The sequence below is a fragment of the Streptococcus mitis genome (assembly GCA_001560895.1).
GTDB classification, from domain to species: domain Bacteria; phylum Bacillota; class Bacilli; order Lactobacillales; family Streptococcaceae; genus Streptococcus; species Streptococcus mitis_Q.
The window spans coordinates 2,124,238-2,142,381 of record CP014326.1; the positions used below are offsets into that span (position 1 = coordinate 2,124,238).

Annotated in this window: 19 protein-coding genes and 1 other annotated feature; of the genes, 4 read left to right on the top strand and 15 right to left on the bottom strand. The window is 39.1% G+C overall.

What is annotated here, in order from left to right; genetic code table 11:
• Positions 1-128 precede the first annotated feature (128 nt).
• Complete coding sequence (locus AXK38_09920) at positions 129-1,295, top strand: integrase (GenBank protein ID AMH89542.1); 1,167 nt, start codon at positions 129-131, stop codon at positions 1,293-1,295.
• A gap of 160 nt (positions 1,296-1,455) precedes the next feature.
• Here the strand turns inward: AXK38_09920 and AXK38_09925 are convergent, their stop codons facing one another.
• The 12 genes from AXK38_09925 to AXK38_09980 form a co-directional block, all read right to left on the bottom strand.
• A complete protein-coding gene (locus AXK38_09925) occupies positions 1,456-2,181 on the bottom strand; it encodes a nitrate ABC transporter ATP-binding protein (protein ID AMH89543.1) in 726 nt (241 codons plus the stop codon).
• A complete protein-coding gene (locus AXK38_09930) occupies positions 2,181-3,188 on the bottom strand; it encodes a nitrate ABC transporter substrate-binding protein (protein ID AMH89544.1) in 1,008 nt (335 codons plus the stop codon). Before AXK38_09930 ends, AXK38_09925 begins: the two co-directional genes overlap by 1 nt.
• Before the next feature lie 38 nt (positions 3,189-3,226).
• Positions 3,227-3,943: a nitrate ABC transporter permease gene (locus AXK38_09935; protein ID AMH89690.1), complete on the bottom strand. Its 717-nt coding sequence runs from the start codon at positions 3,941-3,943 to the stop codon at positions 3,227-3,229.
• Between the two features lie 4 nt (positions 3,944-3,947).
• Complete coding sequence (locus AXK38_09940; protein ID AMH89545.1) at positions 3,948-4,238, bottom strand: hypothetical protein; 291 nt, start codon at positions 4,236-4,238, stop codon at positions 3,948-3,950.
• A 69-nt stretch (positions 4,239-4,307) separates the two neighbouring features.
• Positions 4,308-4,410: a binding site (TPP riboswitch), on the bottom strand.
• Positions 4,411-4,492: 82 nt separating this feature from the next.
• Positions 4,493-5,608 carry a choline-binding protein D gene (locus tag AXK38_09945; protein ID AMH89546.1) on the bottom strand — a complete coding sequence of 372 codons (1,116 nt, stop codon included), beginning with the start codon at positions 5,606-5,608 and terminating at the stop codon, positions 4,493-4,495.
• A gap of 88 nt (positions 5,609-5,696) precedes the next feature.
• On the bottom strand, positions 5,697-5,963 hold the full coding sequence (locus AXK38_09950; GenBank protein AMH89547.1) for a hypothetical protein: 267 nt from the start codon (positions 5,961-5,963) through the stop codon (positions 5,697-5,699).
• Positions 5,960-7,318, bottom strand: coding sequence for a replicative DNA helicase (locus AXK38_09955; GenBank protein AMH89548.1), 1,359 nt, complete (start codon positions 7,316-7,318; stop codon positions 5,960-5,962). The genes AXK38_09950 and AXK38_09955 overlap by 4 nt, the downstream gene beginning before the upstream one ends.
• A gap of 43 nt (positions 7,319-7,361) precedes the next feature.
• On the bottom strand, positions 7,362-7,814 hold the full coding sequence (locus AXK38_09960) for a 50S ribosomal protein L9 (protein AMH89549.1): 453 nt from the start codon (positions 7,812-7,814) through the stop codon (positions 7,362-7,364).
• A complete protein-coding gene (locus AXK38_09965) occupies positions 7,811-9,784 on the bottom strand; it encodes a phosphoesterase (GenBank protein ID AMH89550.1) in 1,974 nt (657 codons plus the stop codon). The genes AXK38_09960 and AXK38_09965 overlap by 4 nt, the downstream gene beginning before the upstream one ends.
• Before the next feature lie 135 nt (positions 9,785-9,919).
• Positions 9,920-10,468 (bottom strand): ribosome-associated factor Y, encoded by a 549-nt coding sequence (locus AXK38_09970; GenBank protein ID AMH89551.1) that lies wholly within the window; start codon positions 10,466-10,468, stop codon positions 9,920-9,922.
• Positions 10,469-10,547: 79 nt separating this feature from the next.
• Complete coding sequence (locus AXK38_09975) at positions 10,548-11,210, bottom strand: competence protein ComF (protein AMH89552.1); 663 nt, start codon at positions 11,208-11,210, stop codon at positions 10,548-10,550.
• Entirely contained in the window at positions 11,207-12,505 is a 1,299-nt protein-coding gene (locus AXK38_09980; GenBank protein AMH89553.1) for a helicase, read from the bottom strand. The genes AXK38_09975 and AXK38_09980 overlap by 4 nt, the downstream gene beginning before the upstream one ends.
• 56 nt (positions 12,506-12,561) lie before the next feature.
• Here AXK38_09980 and AXK38_09985 point away from each other — a divergent pair, with 56 nt between their 5' ends.
• From AXK38_09985 to AXK38_09995, 3 genes are all read left to right on the top strand, one after another.
• Positions 12,562-13,197: a Xaa-Pro dipeptidase gene (locus tag AXK38_09985; protein ID AMH89554.1), complete on the top strand. Its 636-nt coding sequence runs from the start codon at positions 12,562-12,564 to the stop codon at positions 13,195-13,197.
• A gap of 15 nt (positions 13,198-13,212) precedes the next feature.
• Complete coding sequence (locus AXK38_09990; GenBank protein AMH89555.1) at positions 13,213-13,656, top strand: hypothetical protein; 444 nt, start codon at positions 13,213-13,215, stop codon at positions 13,654-13,656.
• A 96-nt stretch (positions 13,657-13,752) separates the two neighbouring features.
• A complete protein-coding gene (locus AXK38_09995) occupies positions 13,753-14,679 on the top strand; it encodes a cysteine synthase (protein ID AMH89556.1) in 927 nt (308 codons plus the stop codon).
• Positions 14,680-14,799: 120 nt separating this feature from the next.
• Here the strand turns inward: AXK38_09995 and AXK38_10000 are convergent, their stop codons facing one another.
• The 3 genes from AXK38_10000 to AXK38_10010 form a co-directional block, all read right to left on the bottom strand.
• The gene (locus AXK38_10000; protein AMH89557.1) at positions 14,800-15,840 is read right to left on the bottom strand and encodes an elongation factor Ts; all 1,041 of its coding nucleotides are present in this window, start codon (positions 15,838-15,840) and stop codon (positions 14,800-14,802) included.
• A gap of 78 nt (positions 15,841-15,918) precedes the next feature.
• Positions 15,919-16,698 carry a 30S ribosomal protein S2 gene (locus AXK38_10005; protein ID AMH89558.1) on the bottom strand — a complete coding sequence of 260 codons (780 nt, stop codon included), beginning with the start codon at positions 16,696-16,698 and terminating at the stop codon, positions 15,919-15,921.
• A gap of 215 nt (positions 16,699-16,913) precedes the next feature.
• Positions 16,914-18,101, bottom strand: coding sequence for an amidase (locus AXK38_10010; GenBank protein ID AMH89559.1), 1,188 nt, complete (start codon positions 18,099-18,101; stop codon positions 16,914-16,916).
• Positions 18,102-18,144: the final 43 nt, after the last annotated feature.

Consider the following 18,144-nt stretch of genomic DNA (forward strand, 5'->3'; position numbering starts at 1 on the left):
TATTCTGGTACAATTTACCGTCTGACTGCTTAAAATCGAAAATAGGGGCATTCTCGTAGCTCCTCGCATGGTATAAACTCAAAACCTTTTCTAATTGCTTGCCTGCTGATGGAAAAGGAGTTAAAACCATGAAAATTACACAACACACGAAAAAAGACGGATCAGCAGTCTACCGCTCTAGTATCTATCTTGGCATTGATTCTGTAACTGGTAAGAAGGTCAAGACTACCATATCAGCACGAACAAAAAAAGAACTCAGAAATAAGGCCACTCAGGCCAAGGTAGAATTTGAGAAAAACGGCTCTACACGGAAACAACGCTCACATATAACAACCTATAGCGAACTTGTAGACTTGTTTTGGCAAACCTACCAGCATACCATAAAGACTAATACACAGATAAAGATAAAAGGCTGCTTAAATAACTATTTCTTGCCCTCATTTGGCACTTACAAACTAGATAAACTCACCCCTGTTATTATCCAAACTCAGGTAAATAAGTGGGCGGATCAGTACAATCAGGACGGAACGGGGTATAAAGAATACAATCACCTTCATGCCTTAAATAAACGTATTCTACAATACGGAGTTTCTATCCAGGCATTAGACAATAACCCTGCTCGTGATATTGTCATTCCTAGAAAGATAACAAGAGATAAACAAGAAATTAAATACTTTCAAGATCAGGAACTTAAAAGCTTTCTCTCCTATCTCGATAACCTAGAAAATACCTTTATCAATTTTTATGATACTGTGCTTTATAAAACGCTCCTAGCTACTGGACTGCGCATCCGTGAATGTCTGGCTCTGGAATGGTCTGATATTGACCTGCAGAACGGAACGATCGATATTAACAAAACACTCAACATTTTAAACCAGGTAAACAGTCCTAAGACAAAATCAAGCTATAGAGTTTTAGATATCGATCATAAAACGGTGCTCATGCTTCGTCTCTATCGAGCGAGACAAGCGGAAAACGGTAGAAATATTGGCTTAACCTATGAAAAAGTATTCTCTGATAGCTTTGACAACTATGTCAATACTCGAAAGGTTGATTATCGCCTACATAAGCACTTAAAAAACGCTAACTGTACTGACTTAGGCTTTCATGCTTTCCGACACACTCACGCTAGTATCTTGCTTAATGCTGGTCTACCTTACAAGGAGATACAGACACGGCTTGGCCATGCAAAAATATCTGTAACCATGGACACTTACAGCCATTTATCAAAAGAGAACCAAAAAAGAGCAGTCTCATTCTTTGAAACTGCCCTCGAAAAAATAAAAAGTTCTTAAAAAAGTCCACAAAATAAAAAAAGCGATACATAAAACCCTTATGTATCAACGATTATAGAATGATTTCGGTATAATTGACTATTATACCGAAATTTTCTCATTTTTAAAAGAAAAAGGGCGCTGGTAAAGGATAATCTTCACCAACTCCCTATTTTTCTACTTATTCTAAGCCTAATTCTGCCAAGATTTGACGTTTGTAGGCAATCTTTTGAACTTCCTTGTCTTCATCTTCAGACCAATCTAGTTTAATTTCTGAAACAATCTGCCCAGGGCGATTTTTCAAGACATAGATGCGGTCGCTGAGATTGAGGGCCTCCTCGATACTATGAGTAATAATCAATGTTGTCAGGTGCAACTGCTTGTGAATCTCAAGGTACCAAGCGTGGAGTTCCATCTTTGTCATCTCATCCAAGGCGCTAAAGGCCTCATCCAAGAGAAAGAGCTTGTGCCCGAAAAGGTAGGTCCTGAGCAAGGCCACACGCTGACGCATCCCACCGCTAAGTTCATGAGGATACTTATCCCGTACCGCCGTTAGCTGAAAGGTCGCAAGGATTTCATCTGCTCGGGCAATGGCCTCCGCCTTATCCACTTTTTGAATCAAGAGGGGCAGGATGATATTGCCAAGCACCGTCTTGTGCTCCAAGAGTAGATCCTTTTGTAGCATATAACTCACCCGCCCCTTGGGATTTTCTTCACCATCAAGGACAATTCTCCCTGACTGAACTTCTAAAATCCCAGCGATTAGATTAAAGAGGGTCGTCTTTCCAACACCACTTGGACCTAGGATGGAAACCACTTCACCTGAAGTCACTTTCAGATTGATGTCCTCTAAAATCCTCTCCTGACCATAAGCATAACTGACGTGTTCTAGTCTAATTTCTGTCATTATTTCACAAATTCGTTGGTGAAGCCTTTGTCTGTCAAGTCTTCTTTAAGGATACCATTTTCTTTATCCCATTTGTAGAAGGCGTTCCAGCGAGCTGCATCAAATTGACCCCATTTTTCCTTGTCGCTTGCGTATTCTTTTGACAAGTATTTTTGAGATTCGATGACAAAGTCACGTTTTTCCTGAAGTTCAGGTGCATTTTTGATGAGGATATCAGCTGCTTCTTCTGGATGCTCCATGGCATATTGGTAACCTTTTTTGATGGCTTGGATGACTTTACGAGCTTCTTCTTTGTTGTCTTTCAAATAGTCGTTGTTTGCGATGATAACTGGTGAGTAGTAGTCAAATTCTTTAACGTAGTCTTTCAAATACATGAAATTAGCATCTACACCTTGAGATTTAGCAAGGATACCATCCCAACCGTAGTAAATCCAAGCAGTGTCAAAGACGCCATTGGCAATCGGTGTGATAGAGTTTGAGTCGTTATTTGGTACTTTTTCAACCTTCTCAAAGTCCCCACCTTGTGATTCTACCAAGGTTTTCAACATTGCAAGCTCAGTTGGGTCATTCCAAGTTCCGTATTTCTTACCAACCAAGTCCTTCGGACTGCTTACATTGTCAGATTTACGAGAAATAATTCCTGATGTATTGTGCTCAACGATAGCTGCAACGGCAGTGATTCCTGCACCTTTTTCCAATTTTTTAGCCATGTAGTCTTGGAAATACACTGCAAATGGTGCCTTACCATTGATAACCAAGTCAGAAGAACTTTCTTCTGGTGGCAATTTCAAGTCAACATCCACTCCAGCTTCTTTGAAATAGCCTTTTTCCTTGGCAACATAAAGCCCTGTGTGGTTGGTATTTGGTGTCCAGTCTAGGATAAAGTCAATTTTCTTGAGTTCTGCTTCTTTGTTATCCTTAGAAGCAGTTCCTTGACCACAGGCCACAAGCACAACAGCTACAAGAGCTGTCACAAGCGTTAAAAACACTTTCCATGTTTTCTTCATTTTGATTTCCTCTTTTCTTTTTCAGAAACATTCTAATTCTACGAACGTTTCCATTTAATAACATATTTTTCACTAATATCGACCAATTTCATACCAAGAAGGCTGATAATCGATACCAGAATAATAATAGCAAACATGGTATCATACTGAAACAGTTTCTTGGACTGAATCATGTAGACACCTAGTCCTTCAAAGCCTCCCAACCACTCAGATACCACTGTTGTGATAAAGGCGTAGGAGACACTGACCCTCAGACCTGCATAAAAGTAGGGCAGGCTGACTGGAATTTTAAAATGCCACAGGATTTGCCAAGGCTTGGCCCGCATCAGACTAAATAGGGTCAGCATATCCTTATCACAATGCCTAAAACCATCCAAAATGCTGACTATGATAGGAAAGGTTGTCGTCAAGATAATCAAGACAATCTTGGGCAAAATCCCATAACCTAGCCACAAGACCAAGATAGGAGCTATGGCAATGGTCGGAATGGTCTGGACGACCACCATCATAGGGTAAATCAGGTCATTAAGCCAAGTCAAACTGTCCATAAGCACAGCCATGAGACAGGCAATCAAGACTCCTAGAACCAACCCCAGTAAAGCCACTCTCAAGGTGGCCCAGCTATGGTGCCAGAGAAATTCTCTATCACGAGCAAAGGCCTGGAGAATTTCAAGAGGTGTCGGCAGGATAAACTTGGGGAGAAGTTTAAGAAAACCTGCTAACTGCCAAATTGACAAGACTCCGAGAAAGCCCAATAGACTAATGTGTCGTCTCAGTATACTTTTCAAGTTTCTCATCAATACTTAAAATCTCTCCTACATTTATTTTGACATTGGCAAAGACGTTATCTGCCTCCTGCCCTGCCACTTCTAGCGCTTCTTTGAGAATGCGCATGAGCTCATCAAACTCCCCTTCCAAGACCGTTTCAAATGGTGTCACTACCATGGTCACTTCTTGAGCTTGCAGATAAGCAATAACCTGATCGATAACAGTAATCCGATCAATCCCCTGTGATAGGGGTAAAACTTGCAAGGCAATGCTTGCTTTCATAACAACCTCCTCTTCTCGTTTTCCTCTTTATAAAAAGAAAAACCTTTACCATATATGGAAAAGGTGAAGAATAGACTAAGTATCGTTCCCTACGCTGGCATTACCCAGATCAGGTGCGGTCGAAGTTTAACACTTCCTCTCAGACTGTACACAGACTCCCATACATTATATGGACATATGATAGCGCAAAACAAAAAAAAAGTCAAGGAAACTGCTTACAGAAAAGAGCAGGAAATTTTTCCTACTCTCATTTTCTATACTCGTTCTCCATCACTGTTTACTCTGTAGCCATCCACTGTCGTATTAACAGCTAAAGCGCCTGAAGAGTAAGAATAATACCACTTACCAGATACTTGGTACCATCCTGTTTTCATTGCACCTGAACTGTCCAAATAGTACCACAGACCATTTTCCTTTAACCATCCTGTCTGCATTTCACCAGATGATTTCAAATAATACCAACTAGAACCGTCTTTCAGCCATCCTGTTGATTTAGAACTATTTGATTTGAAATGATACCAACTACCATTTATTTTCTTCCAACCAACAGTCAGAACATCATTGGAACTACCTTCTGTTTGATTCTGCGATGACGCAACCTCCTCTAACTGAATATAACGACGACTTCCACTATAAGATATATAACTCAACCACTTGTACCCATCTTTTTCAAGTACCTGATCATAATGAACACTCTCACCTGGAGAATAATATGCAATTGAAGTTGCACTAACTAAAGGTTGATTTTTTATAGCTGCCTTATTCTTAAAATAATGTGTTCCTCCTGTCGAAGACAACGGTTGACTATCGAATACTTTGCCACTACTTACTACATTACCCCCATCCAAATCTTTAAAATGAATAAATCCTGTCATCGTATTGGCTTTTATAATTCGTTTATTATAGGATCCTGTATAACCATAGTTGTATTCCTCAATTTCTATATTATCCCCCATTACATTTGAAACCCAGGCAACATGACCATATCCTCCTGCAGTAGACCAAGCAATCGATCCAATCGTTGGTACACTATCTACACGATAGCCTTCACGACGAGCACGATAGCCCCATTCATTCGCATTTCCATAAGCTCCTGTAATCTCAAAACCATTGACACTACTCAATCGAAAGGCTGCAAATGAAGTACACTGACGAGAGTACATGCGCCACTTATCAATTTCCTGACTCCCATTTTTATAGTAAGCAGGATAATCATCCCCACGCGCAATCGATCCATTTCCTCCAGAATAGGCATATACACTATCACTTGCTGCTAGCATCAATCCTGCTACTAAAAAAGGAACAACCTTTTTAACTGATTTTCTCAAAGAAAATCCTGTCTCTGTTACTTTGAATGGTAAAACTTTCATTCTTCCTCCTTGAAAAATAATATAAATTGAAGATTACCTTCACTTAAACTATTCGGAGAAAAAAGAAAAAGTGAGAAAATTTCTCACTTTAGTCAAGATAATGAATCAAATTCTTTTCTGTAAGAATATCTGAGTAAGTAAAGGACTCAACATAAACATTAGCTTGTTTATCTCCTTCAACGTTCCCAAATTCCACGATAAATAGGGATGGATAAACTTCAATTAGCTTACCCAATCTATTTTTTTGGCGCTTACGCCCATTTTCCAAAGTCATTTCGATTACATGACCCTCATGCGCCTTGATTTCCTCTTTAATTTTTTTCATCTTAGCTACATCTGTAAATGCATCTGTCATCTTATTTCCTCCCTTTTTGATATACTTGAAAATTTATTGTATTCTTTTTGGAAAATTAATTCCACAGTTCCACGAGCTCCACTACGGTTTTTCTCAATGATAACTTCTACCTTATTATTTGGGATACCTTCCTCTTCTTCACCACCACGCTCATAGTAATCGTCACGATAAAGAAAGGCTACGATATCAGCATCCTGCTCGATAGATCCCGATTCACGAATATCAGACAAGACCGGTCTCTTATCCTGACGTTGTTCTACACCACGAGAAAGCTGACTTAGAGCGATTACTGGAACTTTCAGTTCCTTAGCTAAAATTTTCAACTGACGTGAAATTTCTGAAACTTCTTGTTGGCGGTTTTCTCGGCCAGTTCCCGTGATAAGCTGCAAGTAATCTATCAAAATCAAACCAAGATTTCCAGTTTCTTGAGCCAATTTACGTGAACGTGATCGAATCTCTGTAATCCTAATTCCTGGAGTATCATCAATATAGATACTTGCATTGGCTAGATTCCCTTGAGCAATGGTATATTTTTGCCATTCCTCATCAGTCAGTTGACCCGTACGAATAGAATGCGACTCAACCAACCCTTCTGCAGCCAACATACGATCCACTAGACTTTCCGCACCCATTTCGAGCGAAAAGATAGCTACCGTCTTGTCCAACTTGGTCCCAATATTCTGAGCAATATTCAAGGCAAAGGCTGTCTTACCGACAGCTGGACGAGCTGCTAGGATAATCAACTCCTCCTCATGCAAACCAGTCGTCATATGATCCAAGTCACGATAGCCTGTCGCAATCCCTGTAATATCAGTCGTTTGTTGCGAGCGAGCTTCCAGATTTCCAAAGTTGACATTCAACACATCTCGAATATTCTTAAATCCACTTCGATTAGCATTTTCACTGACATCAATCAACCCTTTTTCTGCCTGAGCAATAATTTCATCAGCTGGTTGTGAAGCCTCGTAAGCTTGATTGACAGACTCTGTCAACTTAGCGATTAAACGCCGTAGCATGGCTTTTTCTGCAACAATCTTAGCATAGTACTCTGCATTAGCAGAAGTTGGCACAGAATTGACAATCTCAACCAAGTAAGACAAGCCACCAATATTCTGTAAATCACCTTGATTATCAAGAATGGTACGAACCGTTGTTGCATCTATAGCATCGCCACGATCCGATAAATCAACCATGGCTTGGAAAATCAAACGATGGGCATACTTAAAAAAGTCCCGAGACTCAATATATTCTCGTACAAAAACAAGCTTACTCTCATCAATAAAGATAGCACCCAAAACGGATTGCTCAGCTAAGATATCTTGAGGTTGTACCCGTAACTCTTCTACTTCTGCCATCTGGCTTCCCTTCCTTTTACAATCTTGTCAAGAAGGTGTAAATTTACCCTTCTTTCACACGAAGATTGATGATACTTGTGATATCTTGATAGATTTTCACTGGCACATCAATCAAACCAACTGCTCGAATCGGAGCTTGTACTTGGATATGACGTTTATCAATCTTGATCCCAAATTGCTTTTGCAATTCTTCCGCAATTTTCTTATTGGTAATAGAACCAAAAGTACGGCCATCTGGACCAACTTTTTCAACAAATTCTACAACAGTTTCCTCTGCTTCAAGTTGGGCTTTAATTGCTTTTGCTTCTGCAATCATCTCAGCGTGAGCTTTTTCTTCAGATTTTTGTTTACCACGAAGCTCACCTACCGCTTGAGCAGTTGCTTCTTTGGCTAGATTCTTTTTGATAAGAAAGTTTTGCGCATACCCTGTTGGTACTTCCTTAATTTCGCCTTTTTTTCCTTTTCCTTTAACATCTGCTAAAAAGATTACTTTCATTCTTCTTTCTCCTTTTCCTTTATTTCATTTAATACAATTTCTGTCAGTTTTTCACCTGCTTCTGACAAGGTTAAATCTTTAATTTGAGCTGCTGCCAAATTAAAGTGGCCCCCACCACCTAGCTCTTCCATAATCCGTTGTACATTCAATTTACTACGACTACGAGCTGAGATAGAGATAAATCCTTGTGTATTCTTCGCAAGAACAAAACTCGCTTCAATACCTGACATAGCTAACATGGCATCTGCTGCCTTACTAATAACAACTGTATCATAGCATTTCGAGTCCTGAGCCTCTGCTATCAATACATCTGAACCTAATTTACACCCCTGTAAAATCAGTTCGTTGACCTCACGATATTCTTCAAAATCTGTCGCAGCAATTTCTTGGATGACAATACTGTCACTTCCTCTCGTTCTGAGATAACTCGCAACATCAAATGTCCGACTAGTCACTCGTGAAGTGAAATTTTTAGTATCCAGCATCATACCAGCCATCAAGACACTGGCTTGCATACGACTCAGACGATTTTTCTTAGAATTCTGGAACTGAATCAATTCCGTTACCAACTCACTGGCACTGCTTGCACCACTTTCGATATAAGTGATAACGGCATTATCGGGAAAATCCTGATCCCTTCTGTGGTGGTCAATGACGATGGTTTGGGTAAATAAATTATAAAATTCTTTCGATAAAGTTAAGGCAGTCTTCGAATGGTCTACAAGAATCAACAAAGAACGATTGGTCACCAAGCCCATCGCCTCCTTAACAGACAACAACTTCGTAACTCCTTCTTTTTCTAAGAATGAAACAGCTCGTTCAATATCTGGTGACATTTGATCTTCATCATAAAGAGCATAACTATTTTCAGTCACATTGCTAGCAAACAACTGCATACCTACAGCAGAACCCAAAGCATCCATATCTAGATTTTTGTGACCAACTACAAAAACTTGATCCACACTCCGAATCTTATCTGAAATAGCTGTCATCATAGCGCGCGTACGAGTCCGTGTACGTTTGATTGACGCAGCAGACCCACCACCAAAATAAACGGGATTTTTCGTTTCATCATTCTCCTTGACAACCACCTGGTCTCCACCACGCACTTCAGCCAAGTTCAAGTTGAGTAAAGCAACTTTCCCTATTTCATCATGATTTCCATCACCATAAGAAAAGCCCATACTTAAGGTCAAAGGTAACTGTCTCTGTTTGGACTCTTCTCTGAAAGCATCAATAACAGAAAATTTATCATTCATCAATCCCTCAAGTACCGTGTAGTCCGTAAAGAGATAGAAACGGTCCATACTCACTCGACGAGAGAACATGGCATGTTTTCCAGCAAATTCTGAAACAAAATTGGCCACAAAACTATTGATATGACTGATATCAGACTCTGATGTTTCATCTTCTAAATCATCGTAATTATCAACAGAAACGATTCCAATCACAGGCCGACTCGTTACTAACTCAACAGTCGCTTCATATTCACCAGACACATCAAAGAAGTAAAGAACCCCAGACACCTTGTCCATATGAACCGAATAACGGGTCTCACCCAAGGTAGCATAAGAACCTGGGTTCCCCACAGAAGCCTTGATAATTGTTTGAATTAATGCCACATCAATCTCGCCCACTTCATTAGTCAAAATCAATTCAGCATAAGGATTAAACCATTCAACGTCACCTGACGACAAGTCTAATTTAATGACTCCGACAGGCATCTGTTCTAACAAGGTTGTCAAACTATCTTCAGCTTGGTGGTTTACATACTGGATTTGTTCTACTTCACTCCTTGAGTAGTAGTCTCTTTGATGGATGAATAGTAAAATATATGAACCCAAAATAAGTAGCAAAAGAAATAGCGTTACCAGTGTATTCGTTACAAAAACAAGTTGCACAGATAGCACTCCGAACGCCACTATTCCTAATATTAAGGGGAAAATAGGACTTACATAAAATTTTTTCATTCCAAACCTCTTGGCACCCATTATACCATAATAACCACCAAAAAGCGACTTTTTAAAAGTGTAATTAGCAATTCTACAAACTATAATAAAAAGGAGGTTTACAATTCAGTAAACCTTCCTTTACACATATTGAAATTAAGATTCTTTAACTTCTAACAAACCAATTTCGCCATCCTCACGACGATAAATCACATTAGTTGTTTGATCTTCAACATCCACATAGATAAAGAAATCATGTCCCAACAAATCCATCTGTAGAATAGCTTCTTCCAAATCCATTGGTTTTAAATCAATTTGTTTTGAACGAACAACTCTAGACTGGACAACATTTGGATCTTCCACCAAGGCATCTGTAAATAATTGACTAGTTGCTACCTTGTTTTTATTTTTACGCTCAATTTTTGTTTTATTTTTACGAATCTGACGTTCAATTTTATCGGTTACAAGGTCAATTGAACCATACATATCTTGAGACACATCTTCTGCACGAAGAGTAATTGATCCAAGCGGAATCGTCACCTCCACTTTAGCCGTTTTTTCACGATACACCTTCAAGTTAACTCGAGCATCCAACTCTTGTTCAGCTTGAAAATACTTTTCGATCTTTTCGAGTTTAGAAACTACATAATCACGAATTGCTTCTGTTACTTCTAGGTTTTCACCACGGATACTATATTTAATCATATGAGTACCTTCTTTCTAAACATTTTTGTTTTTCTGATTTCATTATAACGCTTTCATTTTTTTTTTGCAAATTTTTTCCTCATCTTACAAGAGAAAAAGTTTTTACATCCTCAGCACCAGCTTCTTCCAGCAATTTCTTCACACGATTTATAGTTGTTCCTGTAGTATAAATATCATCTATAAGTAGGATTTTCTTAGGAATGCTGACTCCACTTTTAATAAAGAAAGGAAGTTCTGTCGTCAAGCGTTCTGAGCGACTTTTAGAAGAACTAGCTCTCTCTTCTCTTTTCTCTAATAAATCCAGATACTTGAAACCTGCTGCTTCAACTAAACCTTCAACCTGATTAAATCCTCTGTCAAGCAATCTTTCAGGACTTAGGGGAATTACAACAAATTGATACTCTTTGTACTTTCTCAACTCCGCACTTAAAACTGAAGCGAAAACTTTTCTTAAAAGGAAGTCTCCGTCAAACTTATACCGACTGAAAAAATCCTTCATAGCTTGATTGTAAGTAAAAATCGCTCTATGACTGACTTCAACTCCTTCTTTACACCAAAATTGACAATCTTGACACTTTGTTGACAAACCTGTTTTCATACAGTTTGAACAGTGCTCTTCTCCAATCCTCTCAAGAGTAGAATCACAGCCTGAGCAAAGATAAGAGTCATCATTCTTCAAAAACAAGAGACTACTAAAAGTTAAAACAGTCTTCATAGTCTGCCCACATAACAAACACTTCATAACCCTGCCTCCTTGTTCATCTGCTGAATTTCCTTAATCGCCTTCTTGATTGAATCATTTAATCCGTCATGAAAGAAAAGCAAATCTCCTGTCGGTCTATCCATGCTTCGTCCAACTCGTCCACCAATCTGAATCAAACTAGACTTGGTAAACAAACGATGATTGGCCTCTACTACAAAAACATCCACACAAGGGAAGGTAACTCCACGTTCCAATATCGTCGTACTGATAAGTATTGTCAGTTCTCCGTCTCGAAAAGCTTGTACTTGCTCCAATCGATCTTCTGTGACAGAAGACACAAAACCAATTTTCTCATTTGGAAATTGCTCCTGTAAAATTTCTTTTAGTTGCTCTCCTTTCTTAATTTCTGATGCAAAAATGAGTAACGGATAAGCTGTCTTTCTCTGTTTCTCAATATAAGACTTTAACTTTGGTGACAAACGATTTTTATCCAAATAACGATTAAAATCCGATAACCAAACTGGTTTAGGAATAATCAACGGATTCCCATGGAATCGTCTAGGCAAGCTCAGTCTTTTTAATTCTCCTAAACGGACTTTCCTATCTAATTCATCTGTCGAAGTCGCTGTTAAAAAGATTCTCAGCCCATTCTCCTTTACACTATTCTTGACAGCATGGTAAAGCGTTAGATTATCAACATAAGGAAAGGCATCTACTTCATCCACTATCAGTAAATCAAAAGCTTGATAAAATTTCAATAACTGATGAGTCGTCGCAACAACTAATGGTGTTCGAAAATAAGGTTCCGATTCTCCATGTAGGAGGGCTACCTCACAAGAAAAATCATTTTGCAGGCGCTTGTACAGCTCCAAACAAACATCTATGCGAGGACTGGCCAAACAAACTGCACCACCCGCATTGATCACCTTAGCCACAACTTGATAAATCATTTCTGTCTTTCCAGCCCCTGTCACCGCGTGAACTAAAGTTGGCTCTTGCTTGTCTACTGCTTGAATCAGTCCCTCTGACACCTTCTCTTGAAAAGGAGTTAATTGACCACGCCATTTAAGAACATCCTGTTTAGGAAAATCCTCCTGCGGAAAATAGTATAAAGCTTGGTCACTCCTGACTCGCTTCATCAGCAAGCACTCTCGACAATAGTAAGCACCAATGGGCAAATACCATTCCTCCAGAATAGTACTATCACAACGTTGACAGAAAAGTTTCCCCTTCTCCTTTCTCATTGCTGGAAGTTTCTCCGCCAACTGACGTTCCTCTTCTGTTAATTCATTCTCCGTAAACAAACGACCGAGATAATTTGGATTTACTTTCATACTTCTTTATTCGTAAAAACCTAGCGCTTTAGATGATTTTTTAGTACAATTAAATCATGGAATTTAGAACAATTAAAGAGGACGGTCAAGTCCAAGAAGAAATCAAAAAATCTCGCTTTATCTGTCATGCCAAGCGTGTTTATAGCGAAGAAGAGGCTCATGACTTCATTACTGCCATCAAGAAAGAGCACTACAAAGCTACGCATAACTGCTCTGCCTTCATTATTGGGGAACGTAGTGAAATCAAACGTACAAGTGATGATGGTGAACCTAGTGGTACTGCTGGCGTTCCCATGCTTGGGGTGCTAGAAAATCACAATCTGACCAATGTCTGTGTGGTAGTGACGCGCTACTTTGGTGGTATTAAACTAGGCGCTGGAGGATTGATTCGTGCTTACGCTGGCAGTGTTGCCTTAGCTGTCAAAGAAATTGGCATTATTGAAATAAAGGAACAAGCTGGAATTTCTATTCAAATGTCCTACGCTCAGTACCAAGAATATAATAACTTCCTTAAAGAACATACTCTCATGGAGCTGGATACAAACTTTACAGATCAAGTCAATACAATGATTTATGTTGATAAAGAAGAAAAAGAAAATATTAAAGCTGCACTTGTAGAGTTTTTTAATGGAAAGGTCACTTTAACTGATCAAGATTTACGAGAAGTTGAAGTTCCTGTAAACTTAGTGTAAATAAAGGAGAAAAATATGGCATTTGGTAAATTCATTCAAGGACTAGCTGGTAACTTTAGCGAGCAAAACAAAGAAACTCTTATCAAAGAATATGGACAATATCTACTAGAAAATGAGGAAATTCAAAGTGGATATAAACTGATTCGTGACTCAATTATATTTACAAATATACGTATTATCTTTACAGATAAACAAGGCGCTACCGGTCGTAAGATGTCTATTAAATCAATCTTTTTGATGAACATTGTTAACGTTGAAATGGAAACTGCTGGAGCAGGTATAGATGATAGTGAAATTACTATTACTTATTTAGAAAATGTCTTTCTAAAAGCACATAATGAGCATTTTAGTGCTCATAAATTTGAATTCCCTAAGAAAACGGATATCGTTCCACTTTACACCTATTTATTAGAATTAGCTTATCACAATCGCTTGAAAATTAATGGCTTAGACCTATGATATAAAAAAATCCTATCACTTCGATAGGATTTCTATATTTTACAAATGGTATAGATAGCGTTATACTAGAAATATCTTATATAAAGAGGTATTCATATGTCTATTTATAACAACATTACTGAACTAATCGGACAAACACCGATTGTTAAACTCAACAACATTGTGCCAGAAGGTGCTGCGGACGTCTATGTAAAGATTGAAGCATTTAACCCTGGTTCATCGGTAAAAGACCGTATTGCCCTTAGCATGATTGAAAAAGCTGAACAAGACGGTATTCTGAAACCTGGCTCTACTATTGTTGAAGCAACAAGTGGAAACACTGGTATTGGACTTTCATGGGTAGGTGCTGCTAAAGGGTATAAAGTCGTCATCGTTATGCCTGAAACTATGAGTGTAGAACGACGTAAGATTATCCAAGCTTATGGTGCTGAACTCGTCCTAACTCCTGGTAGTGAGGGAATGAAAGGCGCTATTGCCAAAGCTCAAGAAATCGCTGCTGAACGTGATGGTTTCCTTCCTCTTCAATTTGACAATCCAGCTAATCCAGAAGTACACGAAAGAACAACAGGAGCTGAAATACTAGCTGCTTTCGGTAAAGATGGACTAGATGCCTTTGTTGCTGGAGTTGGTACCGGTGGAACAATTTCTGGTGTTTCTCATGCACTCAAAACAGCAAATTCAAGTATTCAAGTTTATGCAGTGGAAGCAGACGAATCTGCTATTCTATCTGGTGAAAAACCTGGTCCTCACAAAATTCAAGGTATCTCAGCTGGATTTATTCCTGATACACTGGATACAAAGGCTTATGATGGTATCGTTCGTGTAACATCAGACAACGCTCTCGCACTCGGTCGTGAAATTGGCGGAAAAGAAGGCTTCCTTGTAGGGATTTCTTCAGCTGCAGCCATCTACGGAGCCATCGAGGTTGCCAAAAAATTAGGTACAGGTAAAAAAGTCCTTGCTCTAGCACCAGATAACGGTGAACGTTATTTGTCTACAGCACTCTATGAATTTGAAGTGTAGTCTCCTAAATACATTTAGCCCTTATTATAGGGCTTTTTATTTATACCTTAAAAGTAGGAACATCTCCCTATAAAGATCGATTGCATAGAAAAAGGAAGCAATTTGGCTTCCTTTTTATTATTAGTTATTCAAGGCTGCTGCCATTGTAGCTGCAACTTCAGCTTCAAAGTCATTTGCAGCTTTCTCAATACCTTCACCAACTTCAAAGCGAGCGAACTCAACTACTGAAGCGTTAACTGATTCAAGGTATGCTTCAACTGTCTTGCTGTCATCCATGATGTAAACTTGTGCAAGAAGTGTGTAAGCTTGGTCAACTTTAGTGTTATCAAGCATGAAGCGATCCATTTTACCTGGGATGATTTTGTCCCAGATTTTTTCTGGTTTACCTTCTGCAGCCAATTCAGCTTTGATGTCAGCTTCAGCTTGCGCAATTACTTCATCAGTCAATTGAGCTTTTGATCCATACTTCAAGTGTGGAAGAGCTGGTTTGTTAACCATTGCACGGCTTTCGTTGTCTTGGTCGATAACGTGGTTCAATTGTGCCAACTCATCTTTAACGAATTGCTCATCCAATTCTTTGTAAGAAAGAACTGTTGGTTTCATCGCTGCGATGTGCATTGACAATTGTTTAGCAAGAGCTTCGTCTCCACCTTCAACAACTGAAATAACACCGATACGTCCACCATTATGTTGGTATGCTCCAAAGTGTTGTGCATCTGTTTTTTCAATCAATGCAAAGCGACGGAATGAGATTTTTTCTCCGATAGTTGCTGTTGCAGATACGTATGCAGCTTCAAGAGTTTCACCTGAAGGCATTGTCAAAGCAAGTGCTTCTTCATTATTAGCAGGTTTTCCTTCAGCAATAACTTTAGCTGTAGTATTTACCAATTCAACGAATTGAGCATTTTTCGCAACGAAGTCAGTTTCAGCGTTTACTTCAATAACTGCTGCAACATTACCGTTAACGTAAACACCAGTCAAACCTTCTGCAGCAACACGGTCAGCCTTCTTAGCTGCCTTAGCCATACCTTTTTCACGAAGCAATTCAATCGCTTTTTCGATGTCACCGTCTGTTTCTACAAGCGCTTTTTTAGCGTCCATAACACCGGCACCAGATTTTTCACGCAACTCTTTTACAAGTTTAGCTGTAATTTCTGCCATTTTGATTCTCCTATATTTTTTAAAAATAGGAGAGCCGGGCTAAGCCCCGCCCTCCTAGGTAATTACTATTTATATGAATTAAGCGTTGTCGCCTTCTACGACTTCAACGATTTCTTCGATTGAATCTGCTTGAGCTTCTGAAGCTGCAAATTCTGCTTCAACTGCTGCTGCATCTTCACCTTGACGTCCTTCGATGATAGCGTCAGCCAATTTAGCTGTAATCAATTTAACAGCGCGGATAGCGTCATCGTTAGCTGGGATGATTACATCGATATCATCTGGATCAGTGTTTGTGTCAACCATCGCTACAACTGGGATTCCCAATTTTTTAGCTTCTTTAACAGCGATTTGCTCTTTATGTGGGTCAACTACATACATCACATCTGGAATACGAGGCATATCTTCGATACCACCCAAGAATTTTTCAAGACGTGCACGTTGTTTGTTAAGAAGTGCAACTTCTTTTTTAGGAAGAACTTCGAAAGTTCCATCTTCTTCCATACGTTTGATTTCTTTCAAACGAGCGATACGTTTTTGGATTGTTCCCCAGTTTGTAAGAGTTCCACCCAACCAACGGTGGTTGATAAAGTATTGACCTGAACGTACTGCTTCTTCAGCAACTGCATCAGCCGCTTGTTTCTTAGTACCAACGAACAATACAACTGCATCGTTAGCTGCTGCATCACGCATGAAGTCGTATGCTTGGTCAGCGTATTTTACAGTTTGTTGCAAGTCGATAACGTGGATTCCGTTACGCTCTGTAAAGATGTATTTAGCCATCTTAGGGTTCCAGCGACGAGTTTGGTGACCAAAGTGTACACCAGCCTCAAGAAGTTGTTTCATTGAAATTACTGCCATGAGTATTTCTCCTTTTTGTTTTTTTCCTCTTCTTGACTTCAACTCGCAAAACGACCCAAGGGCAACTGTCTCACAATTCATCAAGAATGAGTATTATCGTTCACACGACAAGTTTCATTTTACCATACTTTTTCAATATTTTCAAGTTTTTTAAGAATTTTTTTAGAGAGACTATCGCCACTAAAAAAGAGACTCTATTAAGTCTCCTTTTCTAATTAATCTGCATAAATATATGTTACAAAACCTGACGACGTAGTTGTCGGATTGAACCATCCACGATGATTTCCAAGCGTGCGATTACCAGCATAATTTGATTCTGACACTTGGATACGTGTTGTTGATTCTACAGCAGTGACTACCGCTACGTGTCCATATCCACCATCATTCCAACATGCAATCGCACCAACTTGAGGTGTTGAACCTGTACGGAATCCTGCAGCAGCTGCACTTGTAGCCCACTGTGCTCCATTACCCCAATAGTCTCCAGCCCAAGGTGCTAATGTTTTAACTCCCCATGTACATTCTCCAATTGGATAACTTGAAGCATTTGTACTGTATGTTGGGCGTTGTTTGACTGCCACAGGAGTGTATGTTGTTGATTCCGAAGAAGCTACAGCTTGAACCTGTGCTGCAAAAGTCGTATTTCCAGAAGCAACAACTGTTTGTTGTTGACTTACTTGTTTTGCCTTGTAAGCTGCTTCTGCCTCTGCTGCTGCTTTTGCTGCCGCTTCTGCTTCTGCTTTTTTCTCTAGCAAACTTGCTTTTTCATCTTCTGCTGTCGCTTTTTCAGCAGCAAGATTTAATTCTGCAGCCTTCAACTCAGCTTGTTTCGTTGTTAGAGCTTGTGCATCATCAGACAATTTCTGTTGATTTGCAATTACTGTATTAATTGCGTCATTGTTTGCCACTTGCTTCTCAGAAATTGCTTTTTTATCTGCTTTTTGTTGTTCCAACATTTTGTTGTTAGCAGATACAATTTCATTCATTGCTGCTACACGTGAAATAGCTTCTGTAATTGATTTTGAGTTTACAATCGTATTGATGTAGCTAGTTGCAGCTCCATTTGTTTGAGCACTACGAGCTTGTTTTTCCAAAGAATCATTGCGAGATACAATGTTTTTAGAAAGTTCTGTGATCTCACTCTCAAGTTTTTTGGATTCTGCTTGCAATCTATCATTTTCAGCTTGCAAGTTAGATTGCTCAGCTTGAATAGCTGATACTTGCTCCTGAATTTGGTCAACTTGTTTTTGGGCTTCTTGTTGTTGTGCTGTTAAGTTACTAATTTTATTATCTTGAGCAGCAATTTTGTCATCAGTCGTTTCTGCATGCGCAGTTGTTAAAACAGCTACTTGAGAAACCATTACTGTACTTAATAAAAGTGACGCTAAGATTTTTTTCTTCATATTACGTAGATACTCCTTCTTTTAAAGACAATACTAGTATACC

What these genes read in the sequence shown, in the direction of transcription:
- AXK38_09940 (AMH89545.1), bottom strand. Translation starts at nt 4,238, where the DNA reads ATGAAAGCAAGCATTGCCTTGCAAGTTTTACCCCTATCACAGGGGATT.
- AXK38_09965 (AMH89550.1), bottom strand. Translation starts at nt 9,784, where the DNA reads ATGAAAAAATTTTATGTAAGTCCTATTTTCCCCTTAATATTAGGAATA.
- AXK38_09950 (AMH89547.1), bottom strand. Translation starts at nt 5,963, where the DNA reads ATGACAGATGCATTTACAGATGTAGCTAAGATGAAAAAAATTAAAGAG.
- AXK38_09995 (AMH89556.1), top strand. Translation starts at nt 13,753, where the DNA reads ATGTCTATTTATAACAACATTACTGAACTAATCGGACAAACACCGATT.
- AXK38_10005 (AMH89558.1), bottom strand. Translation starts at nt 16,698, where the DNA reads ATGGCAGTAATTTCAATGAAACAACTTCTTGAGGCTGGTGTACACTTT.
- AXK38_09925 (AMH89543.1), bottom strand. Translation starts at nt 2,181, where the DNA reads ATGACAGAAATTAGACTAGAACACGTCAGTTATGCTTATGGTCAGGAG.
- AXK38_10010 (AMH89559.1), bottom strand. Translation starts at nt 18,101, where the DNA reads ATGAAGAAAAAAATCTTAGCGTCACTTTTATTAAGTACAGTAATGGTT.
- AXK38_09975 (AMH89552.1), bottom strand. Translation starts at nt 11,210, where the DNA reads ATGAAGTGTTTGTTATGTGGGCAGACTATGAAGACTGTTTTAACTTTT.
- AXK38_10000 (AMH89557.1), bottom strand. Translation starts at nt 15,840, where the DNA reads ATGGCAGAAATTACAGCTAAACTTGTAAAAGAGTTGCGTGAAAAATCT.
- AXK38_09920 (AMH89542.1), top strand. Translation starts at nt 129, where the DNA reads ATGAAAATTACACAACACACGAAAAAAGACGGATCAGCAGTCTACCGC.
- AXK38_09990 (AMH89555.1), top strand. Translation starts at nt 13,213, where the DNA reads ATGGCATTTGGTAAATTCATTCAAGGACTAGCTGGTAACTTTAGCGAG.
- AXK38_09930 (AMH89544.1), bottom strand. Translation starts at nt 3,188, where the DNA reads ATGAAGAAAACATGGAAAGTGTTTTTAACGCTTGTGACAGCTCTTGTA.
- AXK38_09960 (AMH89549.1), bottom strand. Translation starts at nt 7,814, where the DNA reads ATGAAAGTAATCTTTTTAGCAGATGTTAAAGGAAAAGGAAAAAAAGGC.
- AXK38_09980 (AMH89553.1), bottom strand. Translation starts at nt 12,505, where the DNA reads ATGAAAGTAAATCCAAATTATCTCGGTCGTTTGTTTACGGAGAATGAA.
- AXK38_09955 (AMH89548.1), bottom strand. Translation starts at nt 7,318, where the DNA reads ATGGCAGAAGTAGAAGAGTTACGGGTACAACCTCAAGATATCTTAGCT.
- AXK38_09945 (AMH89546.1), bottom strand. Translation starts at nt 5,608, where the DNA reads ATGAAAGTTTTACCATTCAAAGTAACAGAGACAGGATTTTCTTTGAGA.
- AXK38_09985 (AMH89554.1), top strand. Translation starts at nt 12,562, where the DNA reads ATGGAATTTAGAACAATTAAAGAGGACGGTCAAGTCCAAGAAGAAATC.
- AXK38_09970 (AMH89551.1), bottom strand. Translation starts at nt 10,468, where the DNA reads ATGATTAAATATAGTATCCGTGGTGAAAACCTAGAAGTAACAGAAGCA.